A 20289-nucleotide genomic window follows, 5' to 3' on the forward strand; every position below is an offset into this window, starting at 1 on the left:
CGTTCACGGCTGCGGACATAGCTTTGGGCGGTGCTTCACCTTTTGCTTTCTTTTGGTCCTGCATTCAAAAATCAGGCCACCTGAGGTTTGCTTTGTCGCCGGATTCCATAGAGCAAAGCTACCGTAACGACCAGTGATGCCAGAGCGGCGGGCCAGGGTACCGACTCATTGTCCTCGATGTTGTAGTCGACCAGCCCGAGGTGGTAAAGGTACAACATCAGCACCATGATGCCATTGTTGACAAAGTGCGCGAAGATAGCAATCAAAAGGCTTCCCGACCAATAGTACAGGTAGCCAAAGAGGGCACCAAGCAACATCCGGGGCAGAAAACCGTAGAATTGAACATGGATCGCACTGAATAACGCAGCGGCCACCCAAATCGCCAGGTGCGGGTTGACCCACTGTTCTGTGAGTTTGCGCTGGAGCACACCACGGAACAGCACTTCTTCGCCGATGGCCGGCAGCACTCCGATCACCAGCATGGCCACCACAAACTGCTTGGGGGTTTCGAAAGCAGTCATGAAATCGGTAAGTCTGGCCAGCTGATCTTCCTGGCTGCGCATCCATTGCTCTACGCCGCCCAGCGCATCGGGAAGCTTCATCTCCGCGTTCCATTCGATGATCAAGCTATTGAGTGGCATAAAGGCCAGTACCACAACCAGGGTAAGTCCCCACAGGACTGGCGGTGTAAACGGTCGCGTCCGGAAATCGTGTAGTTTCCGGCGCTCGATATAAAACCAGTAAAGCAGGGGAGGAATCAGGTAAGTAGATACATGCGCCATAGCCTGCAGCAGCAGCAAGGCGTACCAGCCGTTGGGTACATCCTGAGGCGACCGAATCAGGGTATTGATGATATCCATATCAGCAATTCCCTGCCCACTCCCCAACACCTTCACCAGTACCAAAACGGCCAGAATATTGCCCACTGACATTCCCACCAGAATAAATCCCACAAGAACCAGAAGGCTCCGCCAGGTGTTAGGGACGCGTGATGGTAGGGTTAGTGGCGTAGTATTTTGCATAATTCCCGTAAATTTACGGCAATATTGTTTAATTGTTCACTTGTTTATCCGCTGAGTCCTCGAACTGTGGCTTACAGTACACGCTTCTCCCGCAGCAGAATACCAAACATTTTAACGATCAGACACTTCAACCGAAAACAAAGTGGTAAAGATTGGTAATATATCCCTGAACGATTTCCCCCTGCTCTTGGCCCCGATGGAAGATGTGAGCGACCCTCCGTTCCGAGCGGTGTGCAAGCAGAACGGGGCCGACCTGATGTACACGGAATTTATTTCGTCCGAAGGACTGATCCGTGATGCGGCCAAGAGTGTACAGAAATTGGATATTTTCGAATACGAACGGCCCATCGGCATCCAGCTCTTTGGCAGCGATGTCGAAACCATGCACTCTTGCGCCGAAATCGCTACCCGCGCCCAGCCCGATCTGATTGACATCAACTACGGCTGTCCGGTAAAAAACGTAGCCTGCCGGGGCGCAGGAGCAGCCTTGCTGCAGGACATACCCAAAATGGTGAGAATGACCGAAGCCGTGGTCAAAGCCACCCACCTACCCGTGACCGTCAAGACGCGACTCGGCTGGGACGAGACCACCAAAAATATTCTTGAGGTAGCCGAACGGCTACAGGATGTGGGCATTCAGGCGCTCACCGTCCACGGCCGGACGCGGGTACAGATGTACAAGGGTGCTGCCGATTGGACGCTCATCGCCCGCATTAAGGAGAATCCGCGGGTTACGATCCCGATTTTTGGCAATGGCGACATCGACAGTCCCCAAAAAGCCCTCGACTACAAAAACCGCTACGGTGTGGACGGAATCATGGTAGGCCGCGCGTCCATTGGGTACCCCTGGATTTTCAATGAAATAAAACACTACCTCGCAACAGGTACCTTCCTCCCCTCACCTACCCTGGCCGAACGCGTGGAAGTATGCCGCCAACACCTAGAATTTTCAGTGCGCTGGAAAGGCGAGATCACGGGAATTTTTGAGATGCGTCGCCATTATACCAATTATTTCCGGGGCCTGGATCACTTCAAGCCCTACCGGATGCGACTGGTGCAAAGCATGTCGTTCGACGAACTCAATACGATCCTGAACGAAATCAGTGAGGTATTCGGGGAGGTAGAATCCTTGTCGGTATGAGCGAAAAACCGGCCCACCCCAACACCTCCGGCACTTGGCTGGCGTGGGGGCTGCTACTGTTGCTGGCTCTGGTTTGGGGGAGTTCGTTCATCCTTATCAAAAAAAGCCTGCTCACCTATTCGGTTTCTGAGGTAGCCGCCGGGCGGGTGTTTTTCGCCTTTCTCTTTTTCATACCGGTCCTGATCCGCAGCTGGAAAACCATCCCCAAACCGCTTATGGGGCACTTCTTTACCTCAGGTATGCTGGGGTACCTGATGCCAGCGTTTTTTTTCGCCATCGCCCAAAGCAAAATCAACAGTGCCCTGGCCGGTACGCTCAACGCGGTAAGCCCGATGTTTACGATGCTCATCGGAATCTTGTTTTTTGCCAAAAGTACCCACCGGATGCAGGTGGTAGGTTTGGTGATCGCTTTGGCGGGTGCTCTGATGCTGGTATTCACCCGGGGCGGGGTAGCCATGCCGGTAATCAACTACTACGCGCTGTATATTGTCCTGGCTACGGTTTGCTACGGTACCAATATCAACATTGTATCCCATTATTACAGCCAACTACCCGCTGTCGTCTCAACGGCGTGGATTTTTGCGGGAGTAGGACCGGTCGCTTTTGGAATTTTGTTGTTTACCAATTTTTTTGAAAAAATAGTCGATCCGGTCAACCTGATTCCCTCCTCCTACCTGCTGAGCCTTGGCGTGCTGGCCTCGGGACTGATGTCGGTTATTTTCAACCGCATCATCCAGATTACCAGTGCGGTTTTCGCAGCTTCGGTCACCTATTTGATGCCCATCGTAGCCTTATCGTGGGGTTTGCTGGACGGTGAATTCATCGGGCTTCAGCAATGGCTTGGTACGGCTGTCATTCTGATCGGGGTGTACCTGATCAACCGCCGCACCAAAACCCGAAAAGCTTTGCTCAACATTGAAAGTACCCTTTAATCATTTCCTTTTATGCTGAAAATCACAGTCAACGAAGCGAGTACTTTCGAGGTAAGGCAGGAAAAAGACAAATGGTACCTGGACGGGTCGCTTTTCGAAGGCGATGTGGCACAGTTGAGCCCCAACCGGTACCATGTCCTTTGGAAAGACCGTTCTTTCGAAGTAGAAGTAGTAGAATACGATCCGGCAGAAAAGAAAACCACACTCAAAATCAATGGACAGCTTCTGACCACCACTACCAAAGACCGCGTGGCCCTGCTTCTGGAAAGTATGGGTATGGACCATGCCATCGCCACCAAAATCAACGAAGTAAAGGCCCCCATGCCGGGCCTGATTCAAACTGTATCGGTCAAGGTAGGTGATGCGGTAAAGAAAGGCGATATTTTGCTGGTGCTGGTGGCTATGAAGATGGAAAATACCATCAAAGCTCCCGCCGAGGCTACCGTAAAAGCCATCCGAATTGAGCCGGGTACCAGCGTTGAAAAAAACCAGGTACTGATAGAGTTTGCCTGAATAAGTTGTAATTCTGACCCCAGCCTTCTTATTTTTACGGATTCATAGCCAAAAACACCCCCATGCCCCAGCCCAAGTATAAGCGCATTTTACTCAAACTCAGCGGCGAAGCCCTCAACGGAGGCGATAAAAACCAGGTAATAGACTTTAATGTACTCGATGAATACGCCCGGGAGATCCGCCGGGTATACGATGTGGGGGTCGAAATTGCGATCGTCATTGGCGGCGGCAATATTTTCCGGGGAGCATCCGTTGAGAAATCCGGGATCGATCGGGTTCAGGGTGACCACATGGGAATGCTGGCTACCGTGATCAACGGCATGGCAGTACAGAGTGCCCTCGAAAAGCATGGTATGTACACGCGGCTGATGTCGGCGATCAAGATGGAACAGGTATGTGAACCCCTGATTCGTCGCCGGGCCATTCGTCACCTCGAGAAGAAACGCATCGTGATTTTTGGCGCTGGTACGGGTAACCCCTATTTCACCACCGATACCACCGCCAGTCTGCGAGCCATCGAGTCGGAGGCGGAAGTAGTATTGAAAGGTACCCGGGTGGATGGTGTCTATACCGCTGACCCCGAAAAGGACGCATCGGCGGTGAAGTACGCGCATCTTTCGTTTGATGAAGCCCTGGCCAAGAATCTCAAAATCATGGATCTCACGGCCTTTGCCCTATGCAAGGAAAATAACCTACCCATCATCGTCTTTGATATGAACAAGCCCGGCAACCTGTACAACCTGGTTATGGGCGACGATTCTGTCGGGACGCTGGTTTCGAATGAGAGTTAAATTTGAATGCATGCATGTCGTACTTTCATTTCTTGACATTCCGTCATCCATGTACTCACTCAATCACAATTAATCAATGGAAGAAATAGAAATTTATCTGGAATCCGCCGCAGAAACTATGGACGGCGCCATTAAGCACCTGATCATTGAGCTAGGTAAAATCCGCGCGGGTAGGGCCTCCCCCCAGATGCTCGAAGGAATCCAAATAGATTATTACGGCTCAATGTCGCCTTTACAAAACGTGGCCTCCGTAAACACACCGGATACCCGTACACTGGCGATCCGTCCCTTTGAGAAGCGAATGATCGGTGAAATTGAGAAGGCCATCCGAAATAGCAATATCGGTCTTTCGCCAAATAACGACGGCGAGACGATCCGGCTTTCGGTACCCCCTCTTACCGAAGAGCGCCGTCAAGATTTGGTGAAGCGCGCTAAGCAGGAAGTCGAAACGGCCAAGGTGAATATCCGGAACGTACGTCAGGATGCCAATAACTCCATTCGGAAATTGACCAAGGAAGGGGTGTCTGAGGATATGGTCAAAATCGGGGAAGAACGCGTTCAAAAACTTACCGACGAGCACACGAACCGGGTAGATAAAATATTTGATGCCAAGGAAAAAGATATCATGGAAGTGTAGTAACACTTTTTTGACCTATAAAAGCAGACAGGCTCTCCCAAAGCGGGAGAGCCTGTCTGCTTTTATACTTTTACAGTGTGATTACTGATTAAGCGCCAGATCATACTTGTCAAAAATAAGCCTTACGGCCTGTGCAATGTGATCGGGATCACGGTCAAAGGAATTGCCATCGGTCAATCCGCTGGCGTATCCCTGCCACACCACTACGCCCTTCTTAGCATCTACGATTTGTACCATGACAGTTCCTTTGTCGAAATAGTACTCGTTGTCATTGTCATACGTAGAACTTGAAATAGGAAGCGTCCCCAAGGCATTATTTCTTACTTCGTCCGTTCCCCAGTACTTGGCGTCATGGAAATATCCATCGGCATCTTTCACACTCACCGGCTTGTCGAATACCCGGTAGTTTACCAGCACATCCGGATTCGACTGATTCATTGTGAAGTTACGGGATTTCATTTCGTGGGCGACTGCGTCTTGTATCTTACTCTTTATGATTGCGTCATTAAGTGCATACGCCAGACTATTCGTTGTGGTTACGTGTTTCGCCCAGCTATAGCTTTTGTAGTTGTCAAAGGGTGCCGACATATCCCGGTCAGAAGTCACGGTGTAGCGTTGAGCCAGAAGCGGTGTCGTTACAAAGGCTAACAGGATCAGTAATGTTTTTTTTAGTGGTTTCATGATATATTAAGTTTTCTTTTAAAATAGATGTAAGTGCTTGAAAAATAAATAACTCATTCATTACCAAGCTTATAATTTCACTTATTAAACCAAAAAAACTATTCCGACCCCTCCCACAAGCTCTTACTTACTTTTCGATGACGTATATGCGGAGTTTCTGTAACAGGAGGTGTTTCAGCTACTCCACACCGACAATGAGGTATTTTTCAATGATAGACTTTTATGACAAACAAAAAGAGCTTCCCAGTCGGGAAGCTCTTTTCCATGTACGTTGCTACGCAATCAATCCTTCTTGTAATCGTCAAAAGCCCGGTGGTTGGAATCTTCATACAATCGTTCTTCGGGCAAACTTTTGAAATAATCGTAGGTAATCCGTAATCCTTCTTCCCGTAGTACCTTTGGTTCCCAACCCAGAATTTCTTTCGCTTTCGTGATGTCAGGCTGTCGTTGCTTGGGGTCATCCTGCGGAAGTTCTTTATAAATCACTTTCTGGTTCGTTCCGGTCAATTTGATGATTTCCTCTGCGAATTCCTTGATAGTAATCTCGGACGGGTTTCCAATATTGACAGGATAGGGATAGTCGCTCAATAAGAGTCGATAAATACCTTCCACCAGATCAGCCACGTAGCAGAATGAGCGTGTCTGCGAGCCATCACCAAATATCGTCAGGTCTTCGCCCCGCAGTGCCTGCCCAATGAAAGCGGGCAGTACCCGACCGTCGTTCAAGCGCATCCGAGGACCGTAGGTATTAAAGATGCGTACAATGCGCGTTTCCAGGCCATGATAGCGGTGGTAGGCCATTGTGATTGCCTCCTGATAGCGTTTGGCTTCATCGTAACAGCCACGCGGCCCAATAGGGTTTACGTGCCCCCAGTACTCCTCAGTTTGGGGATGTACCAGTGGATCACCGTACACCTCCGATGTAGAAGCGATAATAAACCGGGCATTTTTGACCCGGGCCAGGCCCAGCAAATTATGCGTACCCATGGCTCCTACCTTGAGCGTTTGGATGGGTATCTTCAGGTAATCAATCGGGCTGGCGGGCGAGGCAAAATGCAGAATATAGTGCAGATCGCCGGGCACATGCACGAACTTCGTAACGTCGTGGTGGTAGAACTCGAAATTCGGATGCGGCATCAGGTGTTCGATGTTACGCATATCGCCCGTAATGAGATTGTCCATCGCGATTACGTGGTGTCCTTCCTTTACGAATCGGTCGCACAGGTGTGAGCCTAAAAATCCCGCGGCTCCGGTGATGAGGGTACGCTTCATTTAACTAGTTAAAAATGAAAAATTGAGAATTAAAAGTAACTTTTGATGGGAATGAGCAAAGCCTCAGACCCTTCTGTTCAATGCTACAGAGTTCAGAGGGCGGTATCGTCCACCGCCAGCTGTCCACTCATCACCGCTTCCCGGCCAATGCTGTAATAGGTATACCCCATTTCGCGCATCAGGTCCAGTTCGTACAGATTACGCCCGTCGAACACGACCTTGTTTTTCAACAGTTTGTTCATTTTTTCGAAGTCCGGCGTGCGGAACTGCGGCCATTCTGTAAAAATCATAAGGCCGTCGGCATCGTCGAGCGCGGCATAGGGTGTATGGCAGTAGGTGAGCTGGTCACCCAGTACGCGCTTCACATTGTCCATGGCCTCGGGGTCGTAGACTGTCACCTTGGCGCCTGCCTCTAGGAGTACCTTTATGTTTTCCAGGGCCGGAGCCTCCCGGATGTCGTCGGTGTAGGGCTTGAAGGCCAGGCCCCATACGGCAATGGTTTTCCCCTTCAAGTCTCCCTCAAAATAATCCATCAGCAGCGGAATGAGCCGCTTTTTCTGATCCTCGTTGACCGCCATGACCGAGTTCAGGATCCGGAAATCATAGGCGAAGTCACGCGAAGTCTTGGCCAGGGCCTGCACGTCTTTGGGAAAGCAGCTTCCCCCGTATCCAATGCCGGCAAACAGGAAACGCTTGCCAATGCGGCTGTCGGTACCGATGCCGCGGCGGATGTCGTCCACGTTGGCACCTACCTTCTCGCACAGATTCGCGATTTCGTTCATGAAGGTAATCTTCATGGCCAGAAACGAATTGGCCGCGTATTTGCTCATTTCGGCCGAGCGCTCGTCCATGAAAATCACCGGGTTACCCTGCCGCACCAGGGGCGCGTACAGTTTTTCCATGGTTTTGCGGGCCTTCTCTGAGGTAGTACCTACCACCACGCGATCGGGTTTCATGAAGTCCTCCACGGCCACTCCTTCGCGCAGAAATTCGGGATTGGACACGACGTCGAACTCGACTTTCGCATTCTTGGCAATGACCGCATGCACTTTTTCGGCTGTGCCCACGGGTACGGTGCTCTTGTCCACAATGACGGCATAGTGTTCCAGCAGGGGACCCAAATCATCGGCTACCTTAAGAATATATTTCAGATCGGCGGAGCCGTCTTCGCCCGGCGGGGTGGGTAGGGCCAGAAAGATAATCTGCGCCTCCTTGATCCCTTCGGCCAGGTTGGTCGTAAATTTCAGACGGCCCTCGGCCACGTTGCGATCGAACAGCACGTCGAGCCCCGGCTCATAAATGGGGATCTGGCCCTTGGTGAGCCGCTGGATTTTGTTCTCGTCGATGTCGACGCAAATGACCTGATTTCCGGTTTCGGCAAAACAAGTACCTGTCACGAGTCCGACGTACCCGGTACCTACAACTGCGATTTTCATGTGCTTGGATGGGTAAGATTGTGTAACGATTGATTCCTGAATTGTACTTTCCTAGTGTTTTATCGGGAAAGCAGCCCAAAAATAGCACTTTTTCCAAGAATCAAATGGCCCACCTCACATAATTTAGTAACTGTACTCCTGAAATCTCATACCAAAAATGGGCGAAAAGGAGAAAAATGTGGAAAATTCACTTAACTTGTCACAAGCCGGCGGGATAATACCATGAAATGAGCCCCACTCGTTTATCTAGTATATTGCCTCTGCCAACACTTCATCAATTCAATAAAGACCTATGCTTACCGAAACCGCCGAAAACCAGGCCCTTATCGAACAGACCGTCCGCGACTTTGCGGAGCGGAACATCCGTCCTTATATCCGGGAATGGGATGAAGCCCAACATTTTCCCGTCGATGTCATGCATCAGATGGGCGAACTCGGCCTTATGGGTATTCTGGTACCACCACAGTACGGTGGTTCAGGCCTCGGCTACCGTGAGTACGTGGCCGCTCTGATTGGAATTTCCCGGGTAGACCCCTCCATCGGCCTTTCGATGGCAGCCCATAACTCCCTGTGCACCAATCATATTTTAATGTTTGGTACTGAAAATCAGAAAGGCACCTACCTACCCAAACTAGCGTCGGGCCAGTGGCTTGGTGCGTGGGGACTCACCGAGCCTAACACGGGATCGGATGCGGGCAACATGCGTACTGTAGCAGTGAAAGAGGGTACCGAATGGATTCTGAACGGTTCCAAGAATTTTATCACCCATGGCAAGAGTGGCGACGTGGCCGTGGTAATCGCCCGCACTGGTGAACCGGGCGATAAGCACGGAGCCACTGCCTTCGTAATCGAGAAAGGTACCCCCGGCTTTTCGGCTGGGCGGAAGGAGGATAAGCTTGGAATGCGGGCTTCCGAAACCGCCGAACTTATTTTTCAGGATTGCCGGATCTCCGACGAGCAACGGCTGGGCGAGGTAGGTGAAGGATTCATACAATCGCTTAAGATTCTGGACGGTGGACGTATATCTATCGCCGCTTTGAGCGTAGGTACGGCGCTGGGGGCTTACGAAGCCGCCCGCGACTATGCCAAAGAACGCAAGCAGTTCGGCCAATCCATTTCCCGCTTCCAGGGCATCGCTTTCAAGCTGGCCGATATGTACACCGACATCCAGGCCTCCACCATGCTCACCTACAATGCCGCCGACATGAAGGACCGGGGGGAAAAAGTAAGCCTGGCGAGTTCGGTAGCCAAGTACCACGCATCCGAAACTGCCGTGCGGGTTTCCAATGAGGCTGTGCAGGTGTTTGGAGGCTACGGGTTCACGAAAGACTACCCCGTCGAGAAATTCTACCGCGACAGCAAGTTGTGCACCATCGGGGAAGGTACCAGCGAAATCCAGAAACTAGTCATTTCGCGGGAAATATTGCGGGGATAGGTACCCCTTAAAAGTCTACCGGACGTAACAGGCTGTTCTCTGGAAAGGGGTACCACTCATCCCTCCAAAAGAACAGCCTATTTTTTACCTCACCACTTATAACGCCCTTCCGCCGATAGCCCCCGACCGGGGGGCGTTCATCCGACAAGTATTGCGGACCTGCTGCGCACTTCCTACATTCGTGGCGTACCCTTAAATCAACCTCCGATATGATCGCCTTAATAGTACTTCTTGTGCTGGTGGTGCTGGCTATTCTAATGGCCGTCAAAGTAGTACCCCAGCAATCTGCTTATGTCGTCGAACGGCTCGGGAAGTTTTACGCCGTGCTGCAACCCGGCATCAATTTCATCATTCCCTTTTTTGATCGCGTCGCCTACAAGTATACCCTGAAAGAGTCGGCCATTGATATTCCCGAGCAGATATGCATCACCAACGATAACGTACAGGTGCGCATGGATGGGGTCATTTTTATTCAGGTGATCGATGCCAAGAAAGCCGCCTATGGCATTTCCAACTATACCTTTGCCGTAACCCAGTTAGCCCAAACGACCATGCGGAGTGAGATTGGCAAACTGGCCCTTGACAAGACCTTTGAGGAGCGTATGACGATTAACCGGGCGGTAGTCGAAGCTATCGATGAAGCTGCTACGGGTTGGGGAGTGAAGGTATTACGTTACGAAATCAAAAATATTACCCCACCGCAAAGTGTGCTGATGGCCATGGAAAAACAGATGCAGGCCGAACGGGAGCGCCGGGCGGTGATTCTGCAATCGGACGGAGAGAAGCAGGCCGCCATTAATGTAGCCGAAGGTCAGAAGCAGAAGGTTGTTCTGGAATCAGAAGGGATTCGGGAGCGGCAGATCAATGAGGCGCAAGGCGAAGCTTCAGCGATTCTTTCCGTAGCTGAGGCAACCGCCGAGAGTATCCGCCTCGTGGCGGCTTCCATTCAAAACCAGGGTGGCATGGAAGCAGTCCAACTCCGGGTGGCTGATAATCTGGTAGAACAGTTTGGAAAACTGGCCAAAACAAACAATACGCTTATTTTGCCTGCCAACTTTGCTGATATGGGTTCGCTGATTGCAGCGGCCATGACGGTTGTCAAATCGGACCTACCCAAGTCGAAGTAATGGATTGTTGATGATAGACATGGGGCCTTTATCGAGGCTTCCAATGGTCTATTTATTTGATTTTTTTACCAAGTGTACTCATGGAATTAACCCTGCCCCAAATATGGCTCATTGTCGGACTGCTCATGCTGGTGGCCGAGTTGGTTAGCGTCGTACTGGTATTTGTGTTTTTTGCCGCCGGCGCTTTAATTACCGCCTTACTGGCCAGCATTGGACTGCTTCCTGATCTAAACACCCAGTTGTTTGCGTTTTCGCTAATTTCTGTGCTTTCGCTGGTCCTTCTGAGAAATCAGGCCCGCAGACTGCTCGAAAACCGGGGAAAGCACACGGAATATAGTGAATATGCGGGCGAAACTGCCATGGTCATCAAGGATATACCCGCCACAGGCGAGGGAAAAATTTATTACCGGGGTGCCGAATGGATTGCCCTTTCGGCCACGAATTCCATTATAGAAGCCGGTAGCAAGGTCATCATCCGGGCTACGGACGGAATCAAATTGATCGTTGAAGAAACGTAGACTCTCTTTGGGATAAAAAGGTGAAGGGCTAATGGGAAAAGGTATTCATAGAATCCCATTCTCCATTAGCCCTTCACCTTTTTATCCTCCTTTTATTTCAACGCTTCCGGTATGGGATTTCCTACCGTGCCGTTGGGTGGCAACAGATGCAGCAGGGCGGCGATGGTGGGAGCAATGTCCGGGATGGCCGTGCGGCGCAGCGTTTCGCCTTTGGGAATCCCCCAGCCGTAAAATAGTAGGGGTACATGGGTATCGCCATTGTAGGGTGAACCGTGGGTAGTACCTCGGGTACTGCCCGAAAACCAGCCTGGCTGCATCACAATCTGCAAATCGCCACTCCGTTTAGCATTGATAAGGTTTTTGTAAAGTTCCAGTTGATAGCTGTTAAGTGAACTTTTACCCAGCTCGGCCAGATTGATCACGTCGGCCACGCCCGGTACGGGTAGCAATGCTTCGCGCACCACCTCGAACACTTCCTGCACCTTAATTTTTTTCTGCTTCAGGGTCGCATGGTTCAGGTACATCTGATAATTCTCACTGGCCCGGATGTAGTCGCCTTTTCCGAATGCCTCTTCCAGGGCATTGTTTACATTATTCTTGATGGTGCCGTTGTTGAGCACACCGGCATTCAGGCGATGCTCGTTCCAGAAAGCAGGAACGTCGGTTACGCCATGATCGGCCGTGAGAAATACGGTGTAGTTGCCCTTTCCCGTCCAACTGTCCAGAAAAGTAAACAGCTCCGCAAACTCGCGATCCAGCCGCAGGTACACATCCTCAACTTCAACGGAATTGGGACCGAAAGCATGCCCCACGTAGTCGGGAGAAGAAAAGCTTACGGCCAGAAAATCGGTCTGCTGGCCTTTACCCATGTTCTCACCTTTGATGGCGGCGATCGCCATATCCTTGGTCATCGTGTTGCCAAAGGGTGTGGAAGCGATGATCCCAAACGCATCGCCCGCCCGGCCCGCCAGATCGTATGGGAACGCCGAAGTCTGGTTGCCGGCCAGTTTGTTTTCGTAAGGACGATCGTCCGGGGTACTTTCCACGTACTGTTCGATGGGTAGCAAGGTTTTCCAGCCGTCTTTCAGGTACTTAGCGGGTAGCTTTTGGTCATTCACCTCCTGCGCCCATTTGGGTAATTCATTGGTATAAAAGGTGCTGGTGATCCAATTGCCCGTTTTGGAATCAAACCAGTAAGCTCCCGTAGCCGTGTGTCCGGCGGGCAGAATGGCTCCCCGGTCTTTGATGGCAATACCCACCGTCTTGGAACGGAAATTGGTACCCAATTGCAATTGATCGGTGATCGTGCTGGTCAGCAGGTTGCGGGGGGACATTTTCCCGGCACTGGCATTGGTGCTTCCTACGGTCGTGACGGTAGTGTCCTCGGCGCAATATACTCCTTTGCCCGCAATGGGATCGAACCAATCGTTGCCTATAATACCGTTGATAGCCGGCACCGAACCAGTATACACTGCCGAATGCCCTGCCGCCGTAACTGTCAGCGCGTAGCTGTAATGGTTGTTACGGCAGTTGAAGCCTTCATTCATCAATCGTTTCAGTCCACCCTCTCCGTATTTATCATAAAAGCGGTACAGATAGTCGTACCGCATCTGGTCCACTACGATACCTACCACAAGCTTGGGGCGGGCGAGAGGGGGCGTTTTTTTGGGAGAAGGTTGAGCGAAGGTACTAAAACTCAGGGCTAAGAAAACGATGAGCAATCGGTAGGGTCGGTTGTCAAAAAATTGCATAGGATACAGGAGTCTAAAAAGGAATTCATGAGGGCGGTAAAGTTAAAAGATATTTCTCAACCTACCCCCATTTGGATTTCTCCCAAACCATTTTGCTCCACCAACCGTTTTGTCCCTAGTATAAGACAAGATCTCTATGCTCATCGAAAATGGCCCCGTGCTCCCCCTACCCCGTATGAAGCCCACTCCCATTGGTAATAAGGGTATCTGGGCGGCAGTCGTCGTGCTGTCGCTGTGGTTCGGATCGCTGGCCTTTCTGCTTAACTACCCCCTGTCATTTACTGATCCGCTCGTATATCTTTTCGTGTTGGTCCAAATGCACTTGTACACGGGTGTGTTCATCACGGCTCATGATGCCATTCATGGCGTCGTAGCTCCCCAACAACCCAAACTAAACCAGGCCATCGGGTGGTTATCAGCTACCTTGTTTGCATTTAACAATTATAAGACCCTTTTTCGAAAGCACCATCTGCACCACCAGCATTCGGGTACCTTCGATGATCCCGATTTTCACGAAGGGAACGCCAATTTCTTCATGTGGTATTACAGCTTCCTGAAGGAGTATATTTCCTGGAAACAGATCCTGTTCATGGCGATCACCTATAACCTGCTGAAACTGGCATTTCCCTGGGAAAATCTGGTGGTTTTCTGGATGATTCCGGCCATTTTGAGTACATTCCAGCTTTTCTTTTTCGGCACCTATCTACCCCACCGTGGCGAACACCATAATCCGCCCCATAATGCCCGCAGTCAGGTACTCAACCACGCCTGGGCGTTTATGACCTGCTACTTTTTTGGCTACCATCTCGAGCATCACGCCTACCCCTACCTACCCTGGTGGCGGCTACCCAAAGCGCGGGAAGCAACTTACCGAGTTCGTAGCTCCTAGTCGAAAGTTTTAAGTTTTTGGGACATTCTGCTGCCCTGAGGTACTTCCCTTCAGGAACTTATTTCGTCCGCTCGATGGTGAACTGAACGAGTTGTTCCAGTGAGGTGCGGTATACCGATTCGGGAAACGACTGAAGCAACAGTCGGGCTTCTTCCACATAACTATGCATCACCCGCTGCGCGTACTCGATTCCCCCGGAGCTTTTAACGTAGGCGATCACTTCTGACACCTTGCGGGGCTTATGGCTTTCGTTGCGGACGATGTTGATGATTTTTCGCTTTTCCAGCCACGGTGCCTGATTGAGAGCATAAATCAGCGGCAAGGTCATTTTCTTTTCTTTGATATCGATCCCAAGCGGCTTGCCTACTTCAGCATCGCCGTAGTCGAAAAGATCGTCTTTGATCTGAAAGGCAATGCCCACTTTCTCACCAAAAGCGTGCATCCGGCGGACGGTTTCGGCATCGCTGCACACCGAACTTGCCCCAACCGCGCAGCAGGAGGCAATGAGCGAGGCGGTTTTTTGGCGAATTATCTCGTAGTATACTTCTTCGCTGATGTCCAACCGCCGGGCTTTTTCAATTTGCAGCAATTCGCCTTCGCTCAATTCACGCACGGCGGTGGAAACGATTTTCAGTAGTTCGTAATCCTGATTATCCACCGACAGCAGTAGTCCGCGCGAGAGCAGATAATCACCCACGAGCACGGCGATTTTGTTTTTCCAAAGGGCATTGACTGAGAAAAAACCGCGGCGGTAGTTGGAGTCGTCCACCACATCGTCGTGCACGAGCGTAGCCGTGTGGAGCAGCTCGATCAGCGAGGCACCCCGGTAGGTGGCTTCGGCAATGGTGCCGCACACGCCCGCCGATAAAAAGACAAACATCGGCCTGAGCTGTTTACCTTTCCGGCGCACGATATAATTCATGATCTGATCCAGCAACCGGACGTCACTTTTCATGAAAGCCCGAAACTTCGGTTCGAACGCCTTCATTTCGTCTTGGATGGGTACCTGGATAGCTTGGATGGAAAGTGACATAAATAGCTGACTGCTAATAGCGACTAGCTATTGGCATTGGGAAGTTCCAAAAGGGAGAATCGGGTACTATTGCCAGGTGGAAATTTCTTACACTTACCGGGCAGTGGCACTTCACCTTCAAAGAAGTTCGATTGTTTATAAATGGGCCGATCGTTAAAAAATGGGTGAGTGATTGGTGACTTTACAAGCCCAAAATTGCCATAAATTCTTTTGTTTATACCTATTTGCCGGGCAAAATGTTTATCTGATCAGGCGGGGAAAGTTGAAAATAGACAATGATTTTGTTATCTAGCCGTTCCACACGAACCGAATGTCGTCAGCCAAAGTAGAGAAAAAGAAACAAAGTACCTGCCGGGCCGTGGCCATCGGGACGAACCTATACAAACCAAAAGCACAGGCTGTAGCCGGGAATATCGCTGAATTCAGCTAAACCGATTAGCCGATTATTTACGGCCAGTGCCAACCGTCAATCTATGAGAGCATTAGTATTTGGAGGAGGTTCTATGAAAGGTGCCTTTCAGGTAGGAGCCGCTAAAGCGGTGTTAGAAGACGGTTTCGAGCCGGACATGATTTACGGAGTATCGGTAGGTGCCCTAAACGCCACTTATCTGGTTAATGAAGCCGGGAAACAGGATTTGGAAAATGGCCGGGTCAACTGGCCCCTCGCGGGCCGGGAATTGATGGCCTTCTGGATCAAGCATATTACACAGCCTCAGGATGTGGCGCTTCTGCGCTCCCGGGTTTCGCTGGGATTCAACACTCTGATGAGTCGCTTCGACGGGCTACTCGACCCATCACCTCTTCACAACCTCATCCGCCGTCACACCGATGCCTACATGCTGCGCACCAGCCCCGTCAAAATCAAGGTAGGAGCGGTCAATATCACCAACGGCAATATTAAATTTGCCTCGCCCGATGACGAATATTTCATGGATTACGTCCGGGCCAGTTCGTCGCTGCCCATGCTAATGCCTGCCGTGCCCATCGGCAGCCGTAACGACAAGTACCTTGATGGAGGCCTGCGTGTGGTGGCCCCCATCCACGAAGCCATCCGGGACGGTGCCCGTGAAATCGTGTTGATCGCCTGCCACGCCAAACAACTCTACACCCGCGAAAATTTCAATTCCCGTAACCTGATTAGCCTCATCGAGCGCGTGAAAGATGTAACGGTCAATCAGATCGTCAACAATGACATCGAGTGGGCTGAAGGGTACGCCGAGCGCTCTGTTTTGCGTGGTGATCCGATCAAACTCACCATCATCCGGCCCGAAGAGCCGCTGCTGCTCGACTTGCAGGGTTTCTCATCCGACGATATTACGCGTTTGATTCTGGATGGGTACCGGATTGGCCTCGATGCGTTGAAACGATCCAGAGAGACCGCTTCCAAGCCCTGAAAATTAGATTTTCCATGAAAAAGCCCGCACCATTTGGTGCGGGCTTTTTCGTGGTTTCAAGCTTCTTTAAATATATTCAGTTTAGTTGAAAATGTAGCGAAGACCTACCTGCGCCTGCCACACATTATTAACTGATACACTAGGAACAAATGAATCTTTAAGCAATACCGTCTCCCTGTCAACCACCTGAGTAGCTAATCGGTATGAAGGTACACCCGCAGCGCTAACACTTGCCAGAGCCAGCGGGTTAAAGGTAGTGGCCTGCTGGCCTGTTCCGTATTTGTCATTGAGCAGGTTGCCGACATTCAGGATATCGGCACGCAGCTGAATTACGTTTTTCTTGCCTTTGGCGCCAACCGCTACATAAAATTCCTGAATGACCGTAAAGTCGAATCGGGTCAACCAGGGGAAAGAACCGCCATTGCGCTCCGCGTACTGTCCACGACGGGTTTTCAGATAATCATTACCATTGATGTAAGCATCGAAAGCGGCCTGTTGCTGCTCGGGAGAGAAGGTTTTAGCGGCAGAACCCGTTCCTACTGTCAACGGAGCGAACGTCAGCTCGGAGGCAGTATTAGGCACATAGATAAGATCATTGGTCGTTTGACCATCGCCGTTCAAATCCTGGTTAAGCGTATAGGAAATCTTGCTTCCGCTGTTGGATACCCCGGCCAAGGTAAAAGTGGTGGAGCCTCCGATTTTGCCACCGTAGTTGATGCGGTAGTTCAGTACGCCCACAATGCGGTGGCGCAGGTCGTTGTCTGAATAGGTCAGGGGCAGGTAGTTCTGGCCCACCACCGAGGGAACGTTGGCCTGTACCGTGCTACCTACAAAAGCAATGTCTTTCGCTTCCCCATACGTGTAAGACACAAATCCGCCAAATCCATTGGTAGCTGGTTTCTCCAGCTTGACAGTAGCAATGTACGAATTACCCTTGTCGGTGTTCTTCAATACAAATACGTTAGAAATAGCGGGGTTATAGAAACGTGCTGCTGCTAATGCACTACTGGCTACACCCGAGCCAGGAAAACGAGGGCGATCGTCGGGGCCTGAGAACACGCGATCGGGAGCTTTCAGGTTAGCATCGATGTAGCGTAGTCCATTCAATGTTTTATTGTAAATGAATTCGACCGTTCCAATCAGGCCCCATCCCAACTTCTGATCAACGGCGATATCCGTTTTCCAGATTTGCGGGTACTTCAGATCAGAATCGGAGGCGTTGATTACGTAAGGAGGCAACTTGGAAATATCGGGTCCCGTGGCGGGCACAAAACGGCTGGGATCCAGCGAGAAGGGATAAGCCGTCGTGTTGGTCACATTGATAACAGCAGTATTGACCCCATTGTTACCTAACTGATTGGAAACCAGAACCTCCGGAATTCGGGATACGAAGAAACCACTTCCTCCGCGAATCTGAGTGACTTTATCACCCGACACATCAAGATTGAATCCGATCCGGGGTGAAATCAAAAAGCGGGATTTGGGAAAAGTACCGGTACTCACTTTGTAAGGATTTCCATCTTCGTCCCGAAAAGTCAAACCTGCTACTATAGGGTTATTGAAGTCTTCTGCCGTAGAATTGTCATAGGCGAATACATCAGCGCGCAGACCCGCTGTGATTTTAAAATTCGGATTGACCTGCAACTCATCTTGCATATAAGCGCTGTACAGGTCGCGTTTTAGAGTTTGCAAAGGCTCTCCTCCGCCGGGAAGCAGGGAATAACGTAGGTTATAGCGAGCTACCGGAACCGGTGAAACCGTGGCGTTAGGATTGTTGATGAAAGCCAAGGCGGCTGTTTTGAAGTCAGCAATCGAGTTATAAACATACGATCCGTTCGAGGTGGGAAAGAATACGTTGTTTGAAGTGAAATGTTCATATACCCCTCCTACCGTAAAGGTATGGTTCCCGGCAAAATAGCTGAAATTATTCGTGATGTTAAAGGTCGAATAGTTCAGCTTGTTATTGGGTGTAAAAGGATCAAAGCCAATGGAAGTGTAAGTGCTGCCGTCTTTCAGGATGTCCACCGTCGGGAATATATCCGTCTTATAGGTACGGTCTTCGATCTGCTTGTTGTAAGTGAGGATCAGATCGTTGGCAAACTTACCGCCAAAGTTGGAAGTTAACTCCGCTGCTATTGAGCGTGTGTTATCCGCAATGATGTAGCCGGTATTTTCGGGTGAAATAGCCTCTACCCGGTTGGTGCGGTTGCCATTACCCGCGGTGTTGCTACTGTTACTGTTGCTGATGATTGAACCCGATTCCGAATCATGATGCGAATACCTGACCGATAGTTTATGGTTGTTGTTGATATTGTAATCCAACCGGATCAAGCCTTTTGTACTTTTTACTTCATTGTTAAAACCATCCAACGCTCCCAAATCCCGATTAAAATTAGTCAATAGGAATTGGCTGAGGTCCTGCATATCGGCCTCTGTTACCCGCGATACGTTACCTGTTGCACCCGGGCGGTTCAGCGACCAGTTGAGTGCTGGCGTACTGCTGGTAAACTGCTCGGCGTTTACAAAGAAAAAAAGCTTGTTCTTGATAAGTGGCCCACCCACTCGGAATCCATAGGTAGTCTCATTCACATTAGGTTTGGGAGTAATTTCGACACCGTTTGCTTTCTTTCCCACCATGCTGTTGTTCCGGAAAAGTGTATAAGCTGATCCAGAAATTTCATTTGTTCCTGATCGTGTCACAGCGTTGATACCCGCCCCTGTAAAGCCCGATTGGCGCACATCAAAAGGGGCCACGTTAACCTGAACCTGATCAAGAGCGTCAAGTGATACGGCCGATGTACCCGTACGCCCCCCCGCCTGGGCGGAACTTCCCAGGCCGAAGCCGTTATTAAAGACAGCACCGTCAATCGTAATGTTATTAAACCGAGCATCCTGCCCTGCGAACGACTGCCCGTTGCCATATGCATTGTATTTGGTGATGTCGCTTATGGAACGACCAATGGTCGGAATTGTGTTGATAGCCTCCCTTCCAAACGAAGCCGCAGCACCTGTTCGATCCGAGCTAAAAATATCCGTTCGGTTCGTCGAAATTGTCACTTCGCTGAGTTGGGTACCTTCCTCCAGCATGTCGAAACTCACATCCGCTGCGGTTCCTAGGTTGGCAAAAATGTTTTCTTTGAATTGCTCCGAATAGCCTACGTAGCTTACCGTAACCTTGTAGGGACCACCTACCCGCACCGAAGGAAGTGTATACCGCCCTGATTCATTAGTGACGGTACCATACTGCGAACCCGAAGGTAAGTGGGTCGCCACTACCGTAGCTCCCGGCAATCCTTCGCCTTTGTTGTCGGACACCCGCCCGGTAATGGACGAGGATGTTACTTGAGCCTGCACCTGGGCTCCCAGGAAAGTAAGGACGAACGCGAACAGCGCGCTAAACACTGCTTTGAAAAGTAAACCTTTTCTGTTCATTTGGAATTGGGATTTGGTTAGAGATGTTTGTTGTTGCATTCCATTATTTACTACAATAATCTGGCCGCAAAATAAGCCTAATTTTTGTTCACAAGCAATGCATGATTTCCTACTAAAATACTATACTTATTGGCGTAACTCTTTGATTTATTGAAATAATGCATTTTTCTATCTCAATTCTTCAATATTACTAATATTAAGATATTGTTAACTAACCGGGAGCCCCGGATATTTCAGTAACTGAACTTTTTGGGGTAAAAAAGGTTTTGAAAAGAGTTTTTTAAT

Annotated in this window: 17 protein-coding genes; 10 read left to right on the forward strand and 7 right to left on the reverse strand. The window is 50.3% G+C overall.

All coding sequences use genetic code 11. The annotated features are described in order from the left end of the window. Nucleotides 1-71: 71 nt before the first annotated feature. Nucleotides 72-1022 (reverse strand): CPBP family intramembrane glutamic endopeptidase, encoded by a 951-nt coding sequence (locus GBK04_RS04040; protein WP_152757061.1) that lies wholly within the window; start codon nt 1020-1022, stop codon nt 72-74. Nucleotides 1023-1164: 142 nt separating this feature from the next. Here GBK04_RS04040 and dusB point away from each other — a divergent pair, with 142 nt between their 5' ends. From dusB to frr, 5 genes are all read left to right on the forward strand, one after another. Further along, on the forward strand, nt 1165-2163 hold the full coding sequence (gene dusB / locus GBK04_RS04045) for a tRNA dihydrouridine synthase DusB (RefSeq protein ID WP_373330700.1): 999 nt from the start codon (nt 1165-1167) through the stop codon (nt 2161-2163). Then, on the forward strand, nt 2160-3095 hold the full coding sequence (locus tag GBK04_RS04050; protein WP_152757063.1) for a DMT family transporter: 936 nt from the start codon (nt 2160-2162) through the stop codon (nt 3093-3095). Before dusB ends, GBK04_RS04050 begins: the two co-directional genes overlap by 4 nt. 12 nt (nt 3096-3107) lie before the next feature. Then, on the forward strand, nt 3108-3608 hold the full coding sequence (locus tag GBK04_RS04055; RefSeq protein WP_152757065.1) for an acyl-CoA carboxylase biotin carboxyl carrier protein subunit: 501 nt from the start codon (nt 3108-3110) through the stop codon (nt 3606-3608). Between the two features lie 62 nt (nt 3609-3670). Then, a complete protein-coding gene (gene pyrH, locus GBK04_RS04060) occupies nt 3671-4399 on the forward strand; it encodes a UMP kinase (RefSeq protein WP_152757067.1) in 729 nt (242 codons plus the stop codon). 76 nt (nt 4400-4475) lie between these two features. Next, complete coding sequence (gene frr / locus GBK04_RS04065) at nt 4476-5036, forward strand: ribosome recycling factor (RefSeq protein WP_152757069.1); 561 nt, start codon at nt 4476-4478, stop codon at nt 5034-5036. A gap of 81 nt (nt 5037-5117) precedes the next feature. Here the strand turns inward: frr and GBK04_RS04070 are convergent, their stop codons facing one another. The 3 genes from GBK04_RS04070 to GBK04_RS04080 form a co-directional block, all read right to left on the reverse strand. Next, complete coding sequence (locus tag GBK04_RS04070) at nt 5118-5717, reverse strand: DUF4136 domain-containing protein (protein WP_152757071.1); 600 nt, start codon at nt 5715-5717, stop codon at nt 5118-5120. 282 nt (nt 5718-5999) lie between these two features. Further along, complete coding sequence (locus tag GBK04_RS04075; RefSeq protein WP_152757073.1) at nt 6000-6989, reverse strand: UDP-glucuronic acid decarboxylase family protein; 990 nt, start codon at nt 6987-6989, stop codon at nt 6000-6002. 92 nt (nt 6990-7081) lie between these two features. Continuing rightward, a complete protein-coding gene (locus tag GBK04_RS04080) occupies nt 7082-8425 on the reverse strand; it encodes a UDP-glucose dehydrogenase family protein (RefSeq protein WP_152757075.1) in 1344 nt (447 codons plus the stop codon). A 292-nt stretch (nt 8426-8717) separates the two neighbouring features. On the opposite strand from GBK04_RS04080, the gene GBK04_RS04085 reads away from it, so the two are divergent. The 3 genes from GBK04_RS04085 (at nt 8718) to GBK04_RS04095 (ending at nt 11505) form a co-directional block, all read left to right on the forward strand. After that, on the forward strand, nt 8718-9860 hold the full coding sequence (locus GBK04_RS04085) for an acyl-CoA dehydrogenase family protein (protein ID WP_152757077.1): 1143 nt from the start codon (nt 8718-8720) through the stop codon (nt 9858-9860). Between the two features lie 209 nt (nt 9861-10069). Then, entirely contained in the window at nt 10070-10987 is a 918-nt protein-coding gene (locus tag GBK04_RS04090; protein ID WP_152757079.1) for an SPFH domain-containing protein, read from the forward strand. An 80-nt stretch (nt 10988-11067) separates the two neighbouring features. Further along, nucleotides 11068-11505: an NfeD family protein gene (locus GBK04_RS04095; protein ID WP_152757081.1), complete on the forward strand. Its 438-nt coding sequence runs from the start codon at nt 11068-11070 to the stop codon at nt 11503-11505. A 92-nt stretch (nt 11506-11597) separates the two neighbouring features. Here GBK04_RS04095 and pafA read toward each other — a convergent pair whose 3' ends face one another. After that, nucleotides 11598-13256 carry an alkaline phosphatase PafA gene (gene pafA, locus GBK04_RS04100; protein ID WP_152757083.1) on the reverse strand — a complete coding sequence of 553 codons (1659 nt, stop codon included), beginning with the start codon at nt 13254-13256 and terminating at the stop codon, nt 11598-11600. A gap of 136 nt (nt 13257-13392) precedes the next feature. On the opposite strand from pafA, the gene GBK04_RS04105 reads away from it, so the two are divergent. Beyond that, a complete protein-coding gene (locus GBK04_RS04105; protein ID WP_373330701.1) occupies nt 13393-14145 on the forward strand; it encodes a fatty acid desaturase in 753 nt (250 codons plus the stop codon). Nucleotides 14146-14203: 58 nt separating this feature from the next. Here GBK04_RS04105 and GBK04_RS04110 read toward each other — a convergent pair whose 3' ends face one another. Then, the gene (locus GBK04_RS04110; protein WP_152757085.1) at nt 14204-15178 is read right to left on the reverse strand and encodes a polyprenyl synthetase family protein; all 975 of its coding nucleotides are present in this window, start codon (nt 15176-15178) and stop codon (nt 14204-14206) included. Between the two features lie 473 nt (nt 15179-15651). Here GBK04_RS04110 and GBK04_RS04115 point away from each other — a divergent pair, with 473 nt between their 5' ends. Continuing rightward, complete coding sequence (locus GBK04_RS04115) at nt 15652-16572, forward strand: patatin-like phospholipase family protein (protein WP_152757087.1); 921 nt, start codon at nt 15652-15654, stop codon at nt 16570-16572. An 81-nt stretch (nt 16573-16653) separates the two neighbouring features. On the opposite strand, the gene GBK04_RS04120 is transcribed toward GBK04_RS04115, so the two are convergent. After that, nucleotides 16654-20004, reverse strand: coding sequence for a TonB-dependent receptor (locus GBK04_RS04120; protein WP_152757089.1), 3351 nt, complete (start codon nt 20002-20004; stop codon nt 16654-16656). Nucleotides 20005-20289 lie beyond the last annotated feature (285 nt).

Source organism: Salmonirosea aquatica, from assembly GCF_009296315.1.
Lineage (GTDB): Bacteria > Bacteroidota > Bacteroidia > Cytophagales > Spirosomataceae > Salmonirosea > Salmonirosea aquatica.